Source organism: Janthinobacterium sp. J1-1, assembly GCF_030944405.1.
Lineage (GTDB): Bacteria > Pseudomonadota > Gammaproteobacteria > Burkholderiales > Burkholderiaceae_D > Janthinobacterium.
Genome location: NZ_CP132339.1, coordinates 1,766,434 through 1,783,715, shown reverse-complemented (window position 1 = coordinate 1,783,715; position 17,282 = coordinate 1,766,434). Strand labels below are relative to the sequence as shown.

The following is a 17,282-nucleotide window of genomic DNA, read 5'->3' as shown; positions in this document are numbered from 1 at the left end:
CGCACGGTTCGCTGCGACACATTGTAGCGACAAAGGCGGCGGCTTTGATTGAAGAGCTTGCTACAATCGCAGCGCGATGGCCCGGTTTCAGGCCGTTTGAAACTGAAAGGTACGCAAGTGAAGCAAACGGACTTGTTGAATGCGGCGCCCCTGCCCGGCTTTCTCGACGGCGGCGGCGAGATGGGCGCCCTGATGCGCAGCCATGACTGGGCCGCGCATCCGATGGGCGCGCCGCAGCACTGGCCGGCCCTGTTGAAATCCACGCTGCGCCTGCTGTTGACCAGCAATCACCCGATGTTCATCTGGTGGGGCGACGAGCTGTACCAGTTCTACAACGATGCCTACCAGCGCACGCTGGGACCCGAGCGCCGGCAGGCAGCGCTGGGCCAGCGCGGGCGCGACTGCTGGACCGAAGCCTGGCATATCATTGGCCCCGAGATCGACCATGTCATGGCCGGCCGCGGCGCCACCTGGCATGAAAATGCGCTGGTGCCCGTGATCCGCCACGGCAAGCACGAAGACGTGTACTGGACCTACGGCTACAGCCCGATCCAGGACGAAGACCGGGTGCAGGGCGTGCTGGTCGTCTGCACCGACGTCACCGAGGAAATCCGCATCCGCGAAGGCCTCAAGCAATCGTACGTGACGGTGATCGACTCGATGGATGAAGGGCTGGCGGTGATCCAGATCATCGTCGACGACGCCGGCGTGCCGGTCGACTACCGCTTCCTGGAGGCCAATCCGGCGTTCGAGCGGCAGACCGGCCTGGTCGACGCCATCGGCAAGACCGCCAGGCAGATGGTGCCGGACCTGGAACAGCGCTGGTTCGATATCTACGGCAAGGTGGGGCTGACGGGCGAATCGATCCGCTTCATGGAAGGCTCGGAGCCGATGAACCGCTGGTTCGACGTGTATGCGATCCGGGTCGGACGGCCCGAGGAAAAAAAGGTGGCGCTGATGTTCCGCGACGTCAGCGAGCGCACGCGTACCGAGCAGGCCTTGCGCGAGGCGGACCGGCGCAAGGATGAATTCCTGGCCATGCTGGCGCATGAGCTGCGCAATCCGCTGGCGCCGATTTCGGCGGCGGCCAACCTGCTGCAGCTGGCCAGCACCGACCCGGCCCGCGTGCGGCAGGCCAGCGCCGTGATCGGCCGCCAGGTACGCCATATCAGTGGCCTGATCGACGATTTGCTCGATGTGTCGCGCGTCACGCGCGGCATGATCCCGCTGGTGAAGGCGCGCACCGACGTCAAGCGCGTGGTGGCCGACGCGATCGAGCAGGTGCGCCCGCTGATCGAAAGCCGCGGCCACCGCCTGACGGTGCAGACCCCGGCCGCCTCGGCGCAGGTGGCGGGCGATCCGAAGCGGCTGGTGCAGGTGGTGGCCAACCTGCTCAACAACGCGGCCAAGTACACGCCGCATGGCGGCGAGATCGCGCTGCAGCTTGACGTGGCGGATGGCCGGGTGACGCTCGCGATCATCGACAACGGCATCGGCATGACGGCCAGGGTGCTGGAGCATGCATTCGAACTGTTCGTCCAGGCAGAACGCGAAACCGACCGCGCCCAGGGCGGCCTGGGCATCGGCCTGGCGCTGGTGAAAAGCCTGGTCGAGCTGCATGGCGGCGAGGTGGCCGCCGGCAGCGACGGCCTGGGCCTGGGCAGCCGTTTCACGATTTGCCTGCCGCATCTGCAGGAAGAGGAAGAGCGCCCACCCGTGCCTGCGGCGACCGGACAGGGCCGCGCGGCCGGCTGGACGGCGCTGCAGGTGATGGTGGTCGACGATAACGTCGATGCGGCCGAGATGCTGGCCATGTTTTTGGAAACCACGGGCCACCGGGTGGTCATCGAACACCATGCGCTGCAGGTGCTCAACCGCGCGCAAGCGCTGGTATCCGATGTGTTCCTGCTCGATATCGGCCTGCCCGACTTGGACGGCTATGCGCTGGCGCGCCAGATCCGCGCCGTGCCCGCGTTGGCGGGCGCGGTGCTGGTCGCCGTCACCGGCTACGGCGACGAACAGGCCAGGCAGGAGGCCAGCGCGGCCGGCTTCGACCATCATTTCGTCAAGCCGATCGAGAGCGCCAAGCTGATGGAACTGCTCGACACCCTCGCCATATCCTGAGTTTTATTTGTAGCGGTACAAAGGCTGGCGCAGCTGGATCGGGCGGATATCGAGCCGCAGTTTCAATACCGAATACGCTTCCGCCTCGGTCGAGCTGTAACCGACGCTGTTGACGGTCTTGCTGAACCTGAATTCGAAACCGAGGTCCGGGTACGGGTCGCGCGGATTGCCGAAGGCGATGCCGATCGCTTCCTGCTGGGCGTTGTCGATCAGGTTGCCCATCAGGTCCAGTACGGCGTTGTTGCCGAGGATATCGTTGGTAAACACCGGTTCGCGCATGTCGGGCTGGTTCGGATCGAGCTTGTTGTCGGCCTTGTCCGGCGATGGGGTAAACACCTTGGTGATCAGGTTGAACTTGTCGCCCCGGTCCAGGTAGCTGATGGCCGCATTGCTGATATTGAAGTTCTTCACGCCACGGTCGCTGATGGCGCCCGACAGGTCGATCAGCAGCGCGCCACTGTAGCCGATCACTTCCACGTCGCGCTTGGCGTCGACGATCATGGCGCTGTTTTCATCGATGCCCAGGCCGATGTGATAGCCCTTTTTCAGCATCACGGGAATCATGCGCGCAAAGCGACCGCGCACCAGCAAGTGCTGGTCGACGAACACGTCGCTGCCGATAAAGCCCAGGCCAGGCGCGATTTCACGGCCATCGGTGACGCCCATTTTCAGCATGTCGAGCACCGGGCGCGCGTCATAGAACATGGTGGTGCTCATGATGGCCGCGCCGGCGCTGGAACCGGCGATCACGCCGCCGTTGCGGTAGACCGACCAGATGGCTTCCAGCGCCGCCGTGCGGCTGCCGTCCGGGCGCAGCAGCGCCTGGGTGATGCGGCCCTGGTCGCCGCCGGCAAAATAGATGCCGCTGGCCGACTTGATCTGGGTCACGATGGCCGGGTCTTCGGCCGCCTTGCGGTAGTCGCTATTGGCCAGTTTCACGCCCAGCGGCACAAAAAAGGCGTCGGCGCCATACTGATTGAGCTTGGCCATGATGCTGGCGCCCGATTTTTCAGGGTTGATGGAGGCGGACGCCATCACGGCGATGCGCGCGCCCTTGCCGCCGGCCAGGTCGACGATGCGCTGCCACACTTCCGCATTGTCGGCCCGCAGGCCGCCGCCGATGATCACCAGCGTGCCTTGCGGCGCATTGGCCGGCACGGCTGGCGTGGCGGGGGCGGCAAACACGGCCTGCATGCCCATGATGGCCAGCGCCGCCGTCAGCACGAAGGCGGTGCACAATTTTTGAAGCCGGATTGTGGTTGATTTCATGATGCCTTTCAAATGCGATGAAAACGGCGCGCGCAACACGCGCGCCGCAGACGACAACTGCCTTATTTGAAACTATAGTTCGCGCTGGCATAAAAGCGCCGGCCGCGCGGGTCCGTATAGGTTGGATCATACCCGGACAGGAAGTAATAGGCCTGGTTCGAATACGGCGGGCTGGTATTGAACAGATTCTGGATGCCGGCGCGCAGCTTGAACTGCTTGCTGACGGCATACGCGCCCGACATGTCCCAGATCGTGTAGGCCTTGACCCGGTTGGCCGCCACCACGCTGCCATCGTCGATATTGATGGCCGAGTTCTGGTCCTTGTAACCGGTCGAATAAGTGTTCGACAGGCTGGCCGAGTACGGGCCCAGGTCCCAGTCCAGGGTGATCGTATGGCGCCAGCGCTGCACCACGCCGTCGGTGACGAAGGCGTTCAGGTTGCTGATATAGGCGTCGCCGGGACTGGTCTGGATTTTCGACGCCAGCACATAGGTGCCGCTCAGGTGGCCGCCGAAACGTCCCCACGCCGTTTTCACGCCGTGCAGGTCGGCTGTCAGGTCGATGCCCGAGGCTTTTTGCCCGCCGCGGTTTTCCTTGCGCAGTTCGATGTAATCGATCAGGCCATCTTCGTCGCGGTGCACCAGGTCGCCGTATTTGGCCAGGTTGCCCAGGATGATGTCGTCACCGATCTCGCTGATCAGATTGGTGCGCTTGATGTTCCAGTAATCAAGACTGAAGGTCCAGTGCTTGCTCGGCTCCAGCACCAGGCCGGCCGAAAACTGGCGGCTGCGTTCCGGTTTCAGTTTGTCGTTGCTGTAGCGGCGCGTATCCCAGTTGTCGGCGCAGACGGAATAATCATTGCCTTCGTCGGCGCAGTAGACCGGATCGGGCAGGGTCGCAGTGCTGCTGTAGACGGTCGGGCGGTGCAGGTCCGACATCGACGGCGCGCGGAAGCCCTTGCCGGCCGACGCGCGCATCAGCAGCTGCTTGTTCGGCATGAAGGTGAGACCGATCTTGGGACTGAGCGCCCCGCCCACCTGCTGGTAATGATCGTAGCGGCTAGAGAGCTGCGCCTGCCACTGCTTGGTGAACGGCAGCAGCAGTTCGCCGTAGATCGCTTGCACGTTGCGGCTGTCGCTGGTGGCCACGCCGCCTTCGGGCGCCGCATCGTTGTTGATATTGTCACTCATCAGCAGGGCCGAGGGACGGAAGTCCGTGCGCTCGCGCCGCACTTCGCCACCGACCGCCAGCGCCAGGTCGCCGCCTTTCATCGCCATCAATGCGCGCGAGACCTTGAAGTCCAGCGCGTCCATGGTGCCGCGCGCATGGCGCACTTCGTCATTGACCTGGATGCTGTCGAGCAGCGCACGACCAGCCGCACTCGATGGACCGAAGGGGTTGATGCGGCCGTCCGCGATGCCTTCGAGCAGCTGGTCGTACAGCACATAGCCATGCGTGTCGCGGTCCTTGACCACGTTGACGCTGTGATTGAGGCCCACGTCGTAATCCCAGCCGGCCAAGGTGCCGGTGGCGCCCACCACGTAGCGCTGGCTTTCGCTGGTCAACTGGCTGGTGCGCATGCCCGCTTCATTGAGGCGCATGCGCAGTTCCAGTTCGCGCCCCGTCTGATTACCCTCTTCATCGACGATGCTATCGAGGCCCGTATTGGCCAGCTGCGGTACCTTGCTGTAATCAAGATAGCCGATCACGCGCGCCGACGAGCCCACGTAATAGCTGCGCGAACGGCTCAGTGCCGCTTCCGCATACAGCTGGTGGTCGTTATTGATCTTGAAGACGCCGCGCGTGAGCAGGTTCTGCTTGTCCGTCTTCGGATACAGCTCGGTGTCGCCCATGTAGTCATAGGTACAGGCATCGACGCCGCCGGTACCGTTCGGCAGGTACAGATTGGCCGCCGGCGCGCAGTTCGGGATCGCGAAATTGATCTGGCGATTCGTGATCGGCTGGCCGTTGAGCAGGAAGCCGTTCGCCTGTAAATGGTCGCGCTGCTCGCCCGACAGGCGGATATTCGCCGGGCTGGTAAAGCTCGACAGCAAATGCCCGAGGCGCTGCGGGATCTGCAAGTTGGGAATGAACTTGCGCTGCGAGGTGCTGAGGCGGTCGGTCTTCTGGACGTCCAGCACGGCAAACACGTTGTAGCGGTCGGTGGCCAGGTCGCCGAAGCCGGCCGTGATGCTGGCCGTGCGCTTGCCGGCGCCGCCTTCATCGGTACGGCTGCCATACACGTTCAGGTCCAGGCCCTGGTAATCCTTGCGTGTAATGAAGTTGATCACGCCGCCGATGGCGTCGGTGCCGTACAGGGCCGAGGCGCCGTCGAGCAGCACTTCCACCCGCTGCAGCGCGGCGGCCGGGATATTGTTCAGGTCCACGCCGGTGTCGTCGCCAGGCGAAGCGAAGTTGGCCATGCGCCGGCCATTGAGCAGCACCAGGGTCGACGAGGTACCCACGCCGCGCAAGTTGGCGCTGTTGAAGCCGCGCTGGTCGCCGCCCACGTTGATGCTGGCGCCGTCCGTCAGGCCGCCGACGTTGGCCGACACGCGCGCCATCAGCTCGGCCGCCGTCGTCACGCCGGCCTTTTCAATGTCGGCGCGCGTGATGATCTGCACCGGCAGCGCCGTCTCCGATTCGAGCCGCTTGATGGCCGAACCGGTGATTTCCACGCGGCGCAAGGCCGGGTCGATTTCGCCGTCCGCCGTTTGCGCCAGCGCGCCGTGGCCCATGCCCAGCGCCGCCGTCATGCCGATTGCCCCCAGCGCCAGGCGTACCGAGCGCGCCAGCTCGGATTCACGCGGCACACCGCGCTTGTTTCGATTTTCTACTTGCATTTGTATGCTCCTGATGGTGTTGACCCTGAATTTTTATGTGGACTGCTTTTTTGTTTTGCTACTGCCTTGCGCTGCTTGACTGCGGATTTTCTCGGGCCCTGCACGCCATGTTCGCCGCCATACAGATAGGCCGCGATGACATCGCTCAGGCGCGCGGCCTTTTCGACATTGCCCTTGTTCGACACCATCAGCGCCACGGCCAGCGCTTCGATCATGGCCAGCGCCGTGCTGGCGCTGCTGGGCAGTACGGGATGGGTGCTTTGCGCATACAGCGCATGGTCGGCCAGCTCGGCCAGCGGCGAGGCCGGCGAATCGGTCAGCGCCACGATATGCGCACCCCGGTCGCGCGCAAAGCTGGCCAGGCCGATGCAATCGAGCGTATAACGGGGGAACGAGATCACCAACAGCACATCGTGCGACGTCAGGTTGACCAGGTGGCCGGCCGCCACTTCCGAGCCGCCGATGCCCACCACTTCCACCACGTGCGGGCAGAACGGCTGCAAATGCTGCACCAGCATGCCGGCCAGGTTGGCCGACAGGCCGAAGCCCATCACGTAGACGACTTTGGCGCGCGTCAGGCGCCGCACCACGGCCTGCATCTGCGACAGCGACAGGCCATCGGCGGTGGCGGCGATATTGGCGGCCGCGTATTCCAGGCTTTGCGTGACGGGCGAGGTGGCGCGCGCGCGATGTTCGATGGTGTGGCGCAGCTTGTCGACCGGCTGCAACAGCGACTGCAAGGTTTCGGCCATGGCGCCGCGCATGGCCGAATAATTCTTCTGGCCGATGTCGCGCGCAAAGCGGCTGATGGTGGCGGTCGATACCTGGCAGCTGTCGGCCAGTTCCTCGATGCCGAGCGCCGTGACGCGCATCTGGTTGCGTAATAAATAGTCGGCGATCTGCCGGTGCGAAGCGGAGCCCGTGGCCAGCACGCGCATCAGAGTCTGGCCCAGCGCAGACTGCGCAAACGCGGCATCCGGCGCATGGACGCCGGCGACGCTGGAGGCAGGACTGGCGGTTGACTTCATGATGCTGGCGGCCTGTGTTTGACATGCGAAAGACATGCAGCGTCGTTCAGAAAACGGCTGCTGGAATCCACTGTACTCATATCAAAAACAAAACTCAATCAATATCTGTAAAAGGATTTTCATTTATTTACTTAGTGAAAATAATGCTACATAATCGACGCAAAACCCGCCCACCATGCCCCGTTTTGGAGCGCCTCATCATGCAAGTTCGCCAGCACACCATCTCCACGCCGCATGCCAGCGTTGCCTATCAATTAAGCAGTTTTCATTTCGGTAGCGCCGCCGCCGACAGCCGCAGCGGCAAGAAAGTCTATATCCAGGCGGCCCTGCACGCGGACGAAGTGCCGGGCATGCTGGTGGCGCAATTCCTGCGCCGCGAACTGCTGGCGCTGGAAGCGGCCGGCAAGCTGCTGGGTGAAGTCATCCTGGTACCGGCGGCCAATCCGATCGGCCTGGCGCAAGCCATCCACGGCGCGCCGTTCGGCCGTTTTGACCTGTCGACCGGCATCAACTTCAACCGCGCCTACCGCCATGTGGCCGACGAGCTGAAAACCACGCTCGACGGGCAACTGGGGCCGGACACGGGCGCCAACGTGGCGCTGATCCGCGAGCAGGCGCGCGCGTCCGTCGCCAGCTGGGAACCGCGCACCGATGCGGAAACCCTGAAAAAAACCCTGCTCGGCATGGCGATCGACGCCGACATCGTGCTCGACCTGCACTGCGACAATGAGGCGGCACTGCACCTGTACACGGGTACGCCGCTGGCCGCGCAGCTGGCGCCCCTCACCGCCCTGCTGGGCGCACGCGCCGTGCTGCTGGAACTGGCGGCCGGCGAGGAGCCATTCGACGAAGCGTGCAGCCGCTTGTGGTGGGACCTGGACAGCCACTTCCAGGGCCGCTACCCGATCCCCGCCGCCTGCCTGTCGGTGACGGTGGAGCTGCGCGGCGAAGTGGAGGTGAACTACGCGCTGGCCGAGCGTGACGCCCGGGCCCTGCTGCGCTTCCTGGCCATCGAAGGCGTGCTCGATATGCCCGGCGCGGCCGACGACCTGCCGGCGCCGCAATGCGTGCCGACGCCGCTGGCCGGCGTGGAACCGATCCTGGCGCCACATGCGGGGGTGCTGGTGTATTTGCGCGAAATGGGCGATGTGCTGGCGGCCGGCGACGCGGTGGCCGACGTGATCGACCCCGTCAGCGGCGACACCACCACCCTGCGCTGCACGGTGGCCGGCGTGTTCTTTGCCCGCAGCGCGCACCGCCACGTTTTACGCGGCATGAACGTCGGCAAGGTGGCCGGCGCCGTCGCCTACCGCGGCGGCAGCCTGCTGAGCCAATAAGAAGACCACACCCATGAAAAAATCGTTCAAGCTGCCCAATACCTTCGTCCTCCTGTGCGGCATCCTGGCCATGATCGCGCTGGCCACCTGGCTGGTCCCCGGCGGCAAATTCGACACCCAGCTGGTGAACGGCAAGCAGCTGATCATTCCCGGCACCTTTCACTACGTGGACAACAAGCCGCAGGGACTGGCCGCCTTGATGATGTCGCCCATCAAGGGCTTTGTCGACGCCAGCCTGATCATCGGTTTTGTCCTGATCGTCGGCGGCGCCTTTGCGGTGCTGCAGAAAACCGAAGCGTTCGACTCGCTGATCAAGGCCATCGCCAAGGCCCACACCAGCTCGCGCTTCGTGCGCGCCGCCATCATTCCCGTCTTCTTCACCATGTTTTCCCTCGGCGGCGCCACCTTCGGCATGAACGAGGAGGCGATCCCCTTCATCTTGATCTTCGTGCCGCTGGCGCTCGCGCTGGGCTATGACACCATCACCGGCGTCTCGATCCCGTTTCTCGGTTCGCAGGTGGGCTTTTCCGCCGCCTTCCTGAACCCCTTCAATGTCGGCATCGCGCAGGGCATCGCCGGCGTGCCGATCTTTTCCGGCATCGGCTACCGCCTGATCGTGTGGAGCATCGCCACGGCCGTCAGCATCCTGTTCCTGATGTGGTACGCGGCGCGCATCAAGCGCCACCCCGAGAAAAGCCCCACCTATTTGCTCGACATCGAAAAACGCAGCGAGCACACGATGGACCTGGACAGCTTCGCCGGCATGACGCGCACCCACCGCGCCGTGCTGTGGATCTTCCTCGGCACCCTTTTGACCATGGTGGTTGGCGTGGTCAAGTACGACTGGTTCATCGACGAAATCGCCGCCCTGTTTCTGGTCATGGCCATCGTGGTGGGCCTGGTCGGGCGCCTGGACGCCGACAGCCTGGTCGCCTCCTTCGTGCAAGGCGCGCGCGACATGGTCGGCGTGGCGCTGGTGATCGCGCTGGCCCGCGCCACCATGATCCTGGCGCGCGACGCGCAGATCATCGACACCATGCTGCATGCGCTGACACCGCTGGTGGCGTCATCGAGCCCCGTGTTCGCCGCGCAGAAAATGTTCTTCATGCAGACCGTGATCAACTTCTTTATCCACTCCGGCAGCGGCCAGGCGGCGCTGACCATGCCCATCATGGCGCCGCTGGCGGATCTCGTGGGCGTGACGCGCCAGACCGCCATCCTGGCATTCCAGTTCGGCGAATTCACCACGCCGATGATCCCCACCTCCGGCATTACCGTCGGCGTCCTGGCGCTGGCGCGCGTGCCATGGATTACCTGGGCCAAGTGGATGATTCCGCTGCAGCTGATTTACCTGGTGCTGGCGCTGCTGCTGCTGATACCGCCTTGTTTGATGCATTGGCAGTGAAAATCATCGTTCTGAGATTATTTTATTTCCATCAAAAACTTCACCGCCACAAAGATAAAATTAGACAAATAAAAAATAATTTTAATTACTTAAAAAAATATAAGAATAGATGAAAAAAATAAAAATTAAATTAGTTTCAATTGGTCAACTACCAATTGATTTTCAAGAAAAAATATCCTCAAATGGAAATCATCTGCATTTGAAGTATCAAAAGAAATAGAAAATTTTTCACTTACATGCGATTCCGACGGACCGGACTGGGCCTTTTCAGATGAACTTGTGAGGAAGCAAATCCCAAGAGATTTCGATGCGGATTTCATTGTGGCGATTGTAAACGTCCCGATTGAAGACAACTATTACTCACGTAGACTAGGAAATAATCAAATTGTTTTTACGTTTTATGAGACGAAAGACATTCTTGAACATTACAATATTCCAATTGAAAATATCGTCTATAGAATGCTTTATGCATATACCCTGATATATAAACGAGCAGGAAATCGCATTCCTGGAATCGATGAGATGCAAGGACTTACACACGATGAAACAAGGGCATGTTTGTTTGACATGAACGGGATTAAGACAGACCTTGCGGCTTCATGCAGCAACGCTAAGATTTGCGGTCAATGCCAAGAACAACTACGACGAGATAGGGTATCAAATCATTTGATTGACGCCGTGAAGAGCGAGATCAAAAAAATACGCAAAGATTTATATTATCGAGCTTTTGACTTTATAAAAAAGCATCCTCTATGGTCGCTCGCACTCTCAAGCTTATTCGCAATTACACTTGGAGTTACTGGATCAGTTACGGCATCATTTCTTTATGACGCCATTAAATAAAAATAGTAATTTACCGAAGATAAATTATTTAAATTTATTGAAATAAAGAATCAGTAGGAATACACTCACAAAAACAATAAAAATATTTCAATACCAATCGAGAAGGTCAGAACTTTATTTTACCTACACAAATATGTACGCTAAGACGATTGTAATTGTGTCAGCTTTCAGATGTTTAACTAGCCAATGACCCATATAAAACCTCGCAATCCCGCCCTGCTGAGCGACAGCGACGTGGAATACGCCAACTTCAGCTGCTGCGGCGATGAAGACCTGGTTTTCCTGCGCTGCCCCGCCTGCGGCCATATTTCGGTGCAGTGCTACGAGTGCGAGACGTGGTATGTCGATCTGGCGGACACCAGCCGAATGGAGAGCAGCTTTTTGTCTGGTGGTGATGAGCGGCTGGCGTGTTCGAGCTGCGGCGTGCCGTTCGAGGACTTCTGTTATCTGATGGAAGGGGTGGTGGACAAGTACCTGCCGACCGCCGCGCAGGTGATCGCTGCCGGCCATGGCCGGCACCTGGTACGCCATCTGCGGGAGCAGCGTGGGGTGGTCTTGACGCCGCCAAGTTAGTGTCCTTTTCACCCCTAACGCAGATACTGGGGTCGGACCCTCAGGGACTCGGCGTCCCCGTCCGACCCAGGCACTTTCGCCGTTCGAGTTGAGCCAGCTTAAGTTGACGGCATTGCAGCCATCATTACAGCCTTACCACATGATCACGCGCTGTTCCGGCGGCAGATACATCGCGTCACCCGGCTTGATGCCGAAGGCTTCATAGAAACCTGGCTGGTTCATGACGGTGCCCTTGGCGCGGAATTCGCCGGGCGAATGCGGATCGCTCTTGATCTGCGCGATGGCCGCTTCAGGGCGCAGCTTGGCGCGCCATTTTTGCGCAAAGCCGATATACAAACGCTGTTCGCCGGTCAGGCCGTCGATCACCGGCGACGGCTTGCCGCCGAGCGAGCGGCGATAGGCGTTATAGGTCAGCGACAGGCCGGAGTTGTCGCCGATGTTTTCACCGAGGGTCAGCTCGCCGTTGATGTGATAGCCGGGCACCGGGCTGTAGGCGCCGTACTGCTTGACCAGGCCTGCGGCGCGCGCCTTGAAGGCGGTGCGGTCCTCGGCCGTCCACCAGTTGCGCAGGCGACCGTGGGCGTCGTACTGGCTGCCGGAATCGTCGAAAGCATGGCTGATCTCATGGCCGAAGGTGATGCCGAGCAGGCCGTAGTTGACCGCGTCTTCGGCCTTCACGTTGAAGAACGGCGGCTGCAGGATGGCGGCCGGGATCGTGATCGAATTGAGGGCCGGGCTGTAGCTGGCGTTGACGGTTTGCGGCGTCATCGACCATTCGTCGCGGTCGACCGGTTTGCCCAGTTTGTCCAGGTTGTTCTGGCGGCCCCAGGCGCGTGCGGCGCGCACGTTGGCGATCAGGTCGTTCGGCTGGGTTTTCATGCTGCTGTAGTCGCGCCATTTTTCAGGATAGGCGATCTTCGGCTTCAGGCCCGCCAGCTTGAGCTGGGCTTCCTTCTTGGTCTCGGGGCTCATCCAGTCCAGATTGTCGATGCCTTCCTTGAACGAGGCCACGAAATTGTCGAACATGGCCATCACGCGCGGCTTGGTTTCAGGCGGCAAATACATTTCCACATAGCGCTTGCCGACGGCGTCGCTGATGGCGTTGTCGGTGAAGCGCAGCGCCAGCTGCCACTGCGGTTCGCTTTGCGGCACGCCGCGCAGCACCGTGCCTTCGAAGGCGAAGCGCTCCTTGACGGTGGCGCTGTCCAGGTAGGACGCATAGCTTTCGACGATGCGCCAGTTCAGGTAGCTCTTCCAGGATTCCAGCGGCATCTCGGCCACGGCTGCCGAGAAGCCGGTGAAAAAGCTGGGCTGGCGCACCACGGCCATGGACGCTTTCGGCGCCAGGCCGGCGGCGGCAAAGTAGGCCTTCCAGTCAAACGCCGGCGCCAGTTCGCCGAACTGGTCGAAGGCGACGCGGTTGTACGACTTGACCGGATCGCGCATCTGCACGCGGGTCCATTGCGCTGCGGCCAGGCGCGTTTCGATCTCGAGTACCTGGGCGGCATGCGCGGCGGCGGCCTTGTCGCCGCTCATGGCCAGCATGGTCTCGACATGCTTCTGGTATTTGGCGCGCACGGCCGCCAGCTTGGCGTCGTCGTCCTTCAGGTAGTAGTCGCGGTCGGGCAGGCCCAGGCCGGACTGGCTGATGTTGACGGTGTAGTTTTCCGGGTCTTGCGCATCGGGCGCGACACCGGCCGAAAACGGCGTCTGGATGCCGCTGCGTTGCAGGAAAGCGAACAGCGCCGGCAGGTCCTTCTTGTCCTTGACGGCCGCCACGCGCGCCAGTTCGACGCGCAGGGGCTTGAAGCCGGCGGCGTCGCGCGCCTTGTCGTTCATGAAGCTGGTGTACAGGTCGGCGATCTTGTGCGTCTCGCTGCCGGCCTTGCCGGGATTCTTGACGGTGGCGTCGATCAGGGCGCGCAGCTGGCCCTGGGCGATTTCACGCAATTCGATATACGTGCCCCAGACCGATTTGTCGGCCGGGATCTCGGTGTTGCGGGTCCAGATGCCGTTGACGTAGGCATAGAAATCGTCTTGCGGACGCACTGCCGTATCGAGCGTTTTCATGTCGATGCCCGAGACGGGCGCCAGGGCATTGGGGGCTTGCTGGGCATGCAGCGAGGGTGTGGCGAGAGCGAACAGGGCGCAGCAGGCGGCGCTGATAAGCGAACGATGCACGAAGATTCCTTTGGTTGTGAGTGAGACTTCCTGTTGAAGAACATGCTGGGTACAGACATGCAAGCGCAGGATTATACTCACAGACGGGTGCTGCAATGCAGCAAGATCAAAGGCTGGATTACCACTCTTTTTCGCTGGCGATTTGCGCGGGCGAAGATGACTGGCATTGCTGTCAACAGGGCTGGAAAGAACCGGGGGCGCCGCCCGTCCTGACTGCCTGTGATGGGGTCTTGCGATGTACTGCGGATGCTGTTGCGGGTGCTGCGTGCTGCATGGTGCTGCAGCGCTTACAGCACGGCTTTTTCCGCGGCGCTCAGACGCTTGGCGCTGACATACACGGTGTGCGTAACGGTGGCGTCGGCGCTGGCAACCACGCTCGCCGGCGCGGCGCGGAACGTCGGTACCGAGGCGGTGGCGATGCTGGTGGCGGCGGCGATGGCGATGATGGCGACGAAGATGGCTTCCATGTTTTTGGCGATGTTCATGATGGTGTCCTTTGGGTGGTGGGTTGTGTGCTGCGATGATTGAACTTTAGGCGCATCGCCCCACAAGCACCACCGGATTGCGACCAACTGCGCAAAACGCGGGACAGAATACTCACTGGAAGGATGGAAAGCTAAGTAATCGTCAGGAAATTATTGTGAAGTTATGACGAACAGGACCGGATGCTATGCAAGGCGCCGACTGCGACGCAGTGCGAGCACTGCTAGCAGTTGGCAACACAGCAGAGCGCCGGTGATGGAAGTCAGAAATCACAAGAATTTATTGGGGGTTACTTAGCGCGCCCAGTGCGGCAAATACTCTTGAACCACTTCTTCGACGGCCTTTGCTTGCAAGGCATCCCGCCGGCGCTTGAGAGGATCGCGCTCAGGCAAAGCACTCATCCATTGTTTGAAGCGGACAAAGGCCGTGGGATCGAGTGTATTCATCCGAGCCATATCGCCATTGGTGGCGACGATGACTGCCGAGAAGGGAGGCGAGTCCAGCAGTTCCTGGGCACGTGGTGCTTGAGCCACCCAGAAGTCCTCGTCGTCATTGCTCAACCGGATAGGATGCGGGTCGCCAATCGCCTGCTCGCGGCGGATAATATCAACCTCGAAACCGTCCTTGTTAACAGCCGTGTATTTTTTAGAATTTCGGATACGAAACGTTGGATCTACTTTTTGAAGCACACCCAGCATTGACATGTCGACCTTGCTCAAGGCAGTGGCAAATGCAACTCTTTTTCTGACATCCCAAAGCAAGTCAATGTCGCGTGTCGCCACCGCATCGTCTTCAAAGATAATGCCCGCCGCCGATTCGTAAGCGTAGAGTGCGTGGGTGCCGACCACGCGAAAGTGTTCGCCCAATTTGGTGACTGCCAGACGATTCAGAATGTCCACGATGATAGGCGCAACCCTTCCAACACGCAGCGCACGGTTCATTCTTTTATGTTTGGATAACGACGCCTTCAGCCCGTCTCTGCGCAACTCGGCTAACTCTTTTCTCTGACGAAAACTGGCATACATTGCCTCTGTTTCAGGCGACCGGCGGCCCAAACTCTTTTCACTGCCGGAAGCGGTGGTACGCACCAGATAGGCATCATCAGGAGCGGCCATGGGCCCCCTGTGCCAATACATACCGCCACGTACCTTGGCGGCCTCCGCCAGCGCCTCTTCATAAGCTTCAAAAGTGGCAACCGCATCAATGTACTGCCGTGTGGCATCGGCTGGCAGTTCCAACATAGCAAGCTCCTCGGTATATTTTCATTATTTTTCAAATTATACCGAAAAACTTTTAAAATCAATATCTTGAATCATAAAAACAAGACAAAAATGTTTTCTACTGATCAGCGCCGATAACTCACTGCCGGTAAATATCGGGCACATACTTCTCCATCAGCGACTCAGGCCGCAGCGGGGCCGTGAACCCGTGGCGCGCATACAGGCCGTGCGCGGTGCTGGTGGCCAGCATGAAGCGGCGCAGGCCCTGCAGGCCGGGATGCGCCATGACGGCGTCCATCAGCTGCTTGCTATAGCCCCTGCCGCGGTACTCTTCCAGCACATACACGTCGACCAGGTAGGCGAAGGTGGCGTGATCAGTGACCACGCGGGCGAACGCCACCTGGCGGCCGTCAAGCAGGCCGCCAAAGCACAGGGAATGGTCGATCGCGCGCTGCACGGTGGCCAGCGGAATGCCGATGGCCCAGGTCGATTGCGTGCCGAGAAAATGGTGGATCGCCGGAACGTCGAGTTCCGTCTTGTCGGTGGTGATCTTGAAGGATGACATTGCGCTGGCCCGGTTGTCGTTGAAAACACGATCATCGGCCATTCTGGCGCTGCTGTCACCAGGGCTGGAAAGAACCGGGGGCGCCGCCCGTCCTGACTGCCTGTGATGGGGTCTTGCGATGTACTGCCGATGCTGTTGCGGGTGCTGCGTGCTGCATGGTCGAGCAGCGCTTACAGCACGGCTTTTTCCGCAGCGCTCAGACGCTTGGCGCTGACATACACGGTGTGCGTGACGGTGGCGTCGGCGCTGGCAACCACGCTCGCCGGCGCGGCGCGGAAGGTCGGCACCGAGGCGGTGGCGATGCTGGTGGCGGCGGCGATGGCGATGATGGCGACGAAGATGGCTTCCATGTTTTTGGCGATGTTCATGATGGTGTCCTTTGAGCGAGTGGTTCGGTAGGTTGTGTGCTGCGATGATTGAACTTTAGGCGCATCGCCCTGACAACACCACCGGATTGCGACCAACTGCGCAAAAGGCGGGACAGAATACAGACAGCTGCGATGAAACGCGTCACGGCCCTCAGAAGGTTTGCGGAACCGAGCGCAGCTTGTCGGGATTGCGCATGATGAACACCGCCACCACCTTTTCACCATCGACGATAAAGGACTGCGCCGATTCGAGCTTGCCGGCCACATAGCGCAGCAGCCCCGGTTCGCCATTGATCAGGGCCACGCGATAGCGCACTTGCGCCGGGAACTGGTGCTCCAGCGACCAGTAGACGCCGGCAACCCGCCCTGCTCCCTTGAGCACATGCAGGAAGGAGTTCACCTTGCCGCCGCCATCGGCCACCAGTTGCACGTCGTCGGACATCAGGGCGCGCATCGCCGCGCGGTCGCCCTTGCTGGCGGCCTCGGTAAATTTCGCCAGCAAATCGCGGTGCGCATCCCTGGGTACCGTGAAACGGGGACGCTCCTGCCGCACCCGCACTTGAGCGCGATGGGCCAGCTGGCGGCAGGCGACTTCGGACTTGCCCAGCACTTCGGCGATTTCCGCATAGTCGGCATCGAACACATGGCGCATCAGGAATGCCGCGCGCTCGTCGGCGGACAGCCTCTCCAGCGCCCACATGAAGGCGAACGACACATCGCTGGCCAGTTCCACCGCGCTTTCCGGCGTGTTCTCGTCCAGCTCGACCAGCGGTTCGGGCAGCCACCAGCCAACATAGGTTTCGCGGTCTGCCTTGCTGGTGCGCAGCCGGTCGATGGCCAGCCGGGTCACCACCGACACCAGCCACGCCTCGCAGGACTGGATCTGCGTTTTGTCACCGGCGTGCCAGCGCAGCCAGGCGTCCTGCAGCACATCCTCGGCATCGGCGCGCACGCCCAGCATGCGATAGGCGATCGAAAACAGCCTTGGGCGCAGCGCCGTAAAGAGGGCCAGATAGTCGGTGTCGGTGCGATGGTTCATCGTT

At 61.1% G+C, this 17,282-nt stretch carries 14 protein-coding genes; 5 read left to right on the top strand and 9 right to left on the bottom strand.

Annotation, left to right across the window (positions count from 1 at the left end; genetic code table 11):
• Positions 1–117 precede the first annotated feature (117 nt).
• Positions 118–2,124, top strand: coding sequence for an ATP-binding protein (locus Q8L25_RS08070; RefSeq protein WP_308924367.1), 2,007 nt, complete (start codon positions 118–120; stop codon positions 2,122–2,124).
• Positions 2,125–2,127: 3 nt separating this feature from the next.
• On the opposite strand, the gene Q8L25_RS08065 is transcribed toward Q8L25_RS08070, so the two are convergent.
• From Q8L25_RS08065 to Q8L25_RS08055, 3 genes are all read right to left on the bottom strand, one after another.
• Positions 2,128–3,393, bottom strand: a complete 1,266-nt coding sequence (locus Q8L25_RS08065; protein ID WP_308924366.1) for a cyanophycinase — start codon at positions 3,391–3,393, stop codon at positions 2,128–2,130.
• Between the two features lie 62 nt (positions 3,394–3,455).
• Positions 3,456–6,236 (bottom strand): TonB-dependent receptor, encoded by a 2,781-nt coding sequence (locus Q8L25_RS08060; RefSeq protein WP_308924365.1) that lies wholly within the window; start codon positions 6,234–6,236, stop codon positions 3,456–3,458.
• Positions 6,227–7,264: a MurR/RpiR family transcriptional regulator gene (locus tag Q8L25_RS08055; protein WP_308924364.1), complete on the bottom strand. Its 1,038-nt coding sequence runs from the start codon at positions 7,262–7,264 to the stop codon at positions 6,227–6,229. Before Q8L25_RS08055 ends, Q8L25_RS08060 begins: the two co-directional genes overlap by 10 nt.
• Before the next feature lie 200 nt (positions 7,265–7,464).
• Here Q8L25_RS08055 and Q8L25_RS08050 point away from each other — a divergent pair, with 200 nt between their 5' ends.
• The 4 genes from Q8L25_RS08050 (at position 7,465) to Q8L25_RS08035 (ending at position 11,422) form a co-directional block, all read left to right on the top strand.
• Positions 7,465–8,601 carry a M14 family metallopeptidase gene (locus Q8L25_RS08050; protein WP_308924363.1) on the top strand — a complete coding sequence of 379 codons (1,137 nt, stop codon included), beginning with the start codon at positions 7,465–7,467 and terminating at the stop codon, positions 8,599–8,601.
• Positions 8,602–8,614: 13 nt separating this feature from the next.
• Complete coding sequence (locus Q8L25_RS08045; RefSeq protein WP_308924362.1) at positions 8,615–10,006, top strand: YfcC family protein; 1,392 nt, start codon at positions 8,615–8,617, stop codon at positions 10,004–10,006.
• Positions 10,007–10,285: 279 nt separating this feature from the next.
• Positions 10,286–10,849 (top strand): hypothetical protein, encoded by a 564-nt coding sequence (locus Q8L25_RS08040; RefSeq protein WP_308924361.1) that lies wholly within the window; start codon positions 10,286–10,288, stop codon positions 10,847–10,849.
• A gap of 186 nt (positions 10,850–11,035) precedes the next feature.
• Positions 11,036–11,422, top strand: a complete 387-nt coding sequence (locus Q8L25_RS08035; protein WP_308924360.1) for a hypothetical protein — start codon at positions 11,036–11,038, stop codon at positions 11,420–11,422.
• A gap of 132 nt (positions 11,423–11,554) precedes the next feature.
• Here Q8L25_RS08035 and Q8L25_RS08030 read toward each other — a convergent pair whose 3' ends face one another.
• The 6 genes from Q8L25_RS08030 to Q8L25_RS08005 all read right to left on the bottom strand — a co-directional run bounded on the left by Q8L25_RS08030 (position 11,555) and on the right by Q8L25_RS08005 (position 17,278).
• Positions 11,555–13,603: a M13 family metallopeptidase gene (locus Q8L25_RS08030; RefSeq protein WP_308924359.1), complete on the bottom strand. Its 2,049-nt coding sequence runs from the start codon at positions 13,601–13,603 to the stop codon at positions 11,555–11,557.
• 287 nt (positions 13,604–13,890) lie between these two features.
• Entirely contained in the window at positions 13,891–14,088 is a 198-nt protein-coding gene (locus tag Q8L25_RS08025) for a hypothetical protein (RefSeq protein ID WP_308924356.1), read from the bottom strand.
• A gap of 291 nt (positions 14,089–14,379) precedes the next feature.
• Positions 14,380–15,327, bottom strand: a complete 948-nt coding sequence (locus Q8L25_RS08020) for a GSU2403 family nucleotidyltransferase fold protein (protein WP_308924358.1) — start codon at positions 15,325–15,327, stop codon at positions 14,380–14,382.
• A gap of 118 nt (positions 15,328–15,445) precedes the next feature.
• A complete protein-coding gene (locus Q8L25_RS08015; RefSeq protein WP_308924357.1) occupies positions 15,446–15,913 on the bottom strand; it encodes a GNAT family N-acetyltransferase in 468 nt (155 codons plus the stop codon).
• Between the two features lie 128 nt (positions 15,914–16,041).
• Positions 16,042–16,239: a hypothetical protein gene (locus tag Q8L25_RS08010; RefSeq protein WP_308924356.1), complete on the bottom strand. Its 198-nt coding sequence runs from the start codon at positions 16,237–16,239 to the stop codon at positions 16,042–16,044.
• A 151-nt stretch (positions 16,240–16,390) separates the two neighbouring features.
• On the bottom strand, positions 16,391–17,278 hold the full coding sequence (locus Q8L25_RS08005; RefSeq protein WP_308924355.1) for an RNA polymerase sigma-70 factor: 888 nt from the start codon (positions 17,276–17,278) through the stop codon (positions 16,391–16,393).
• Between the last annotated feature and the right edge of the window lie 4 nt (positions 17,279–17,282).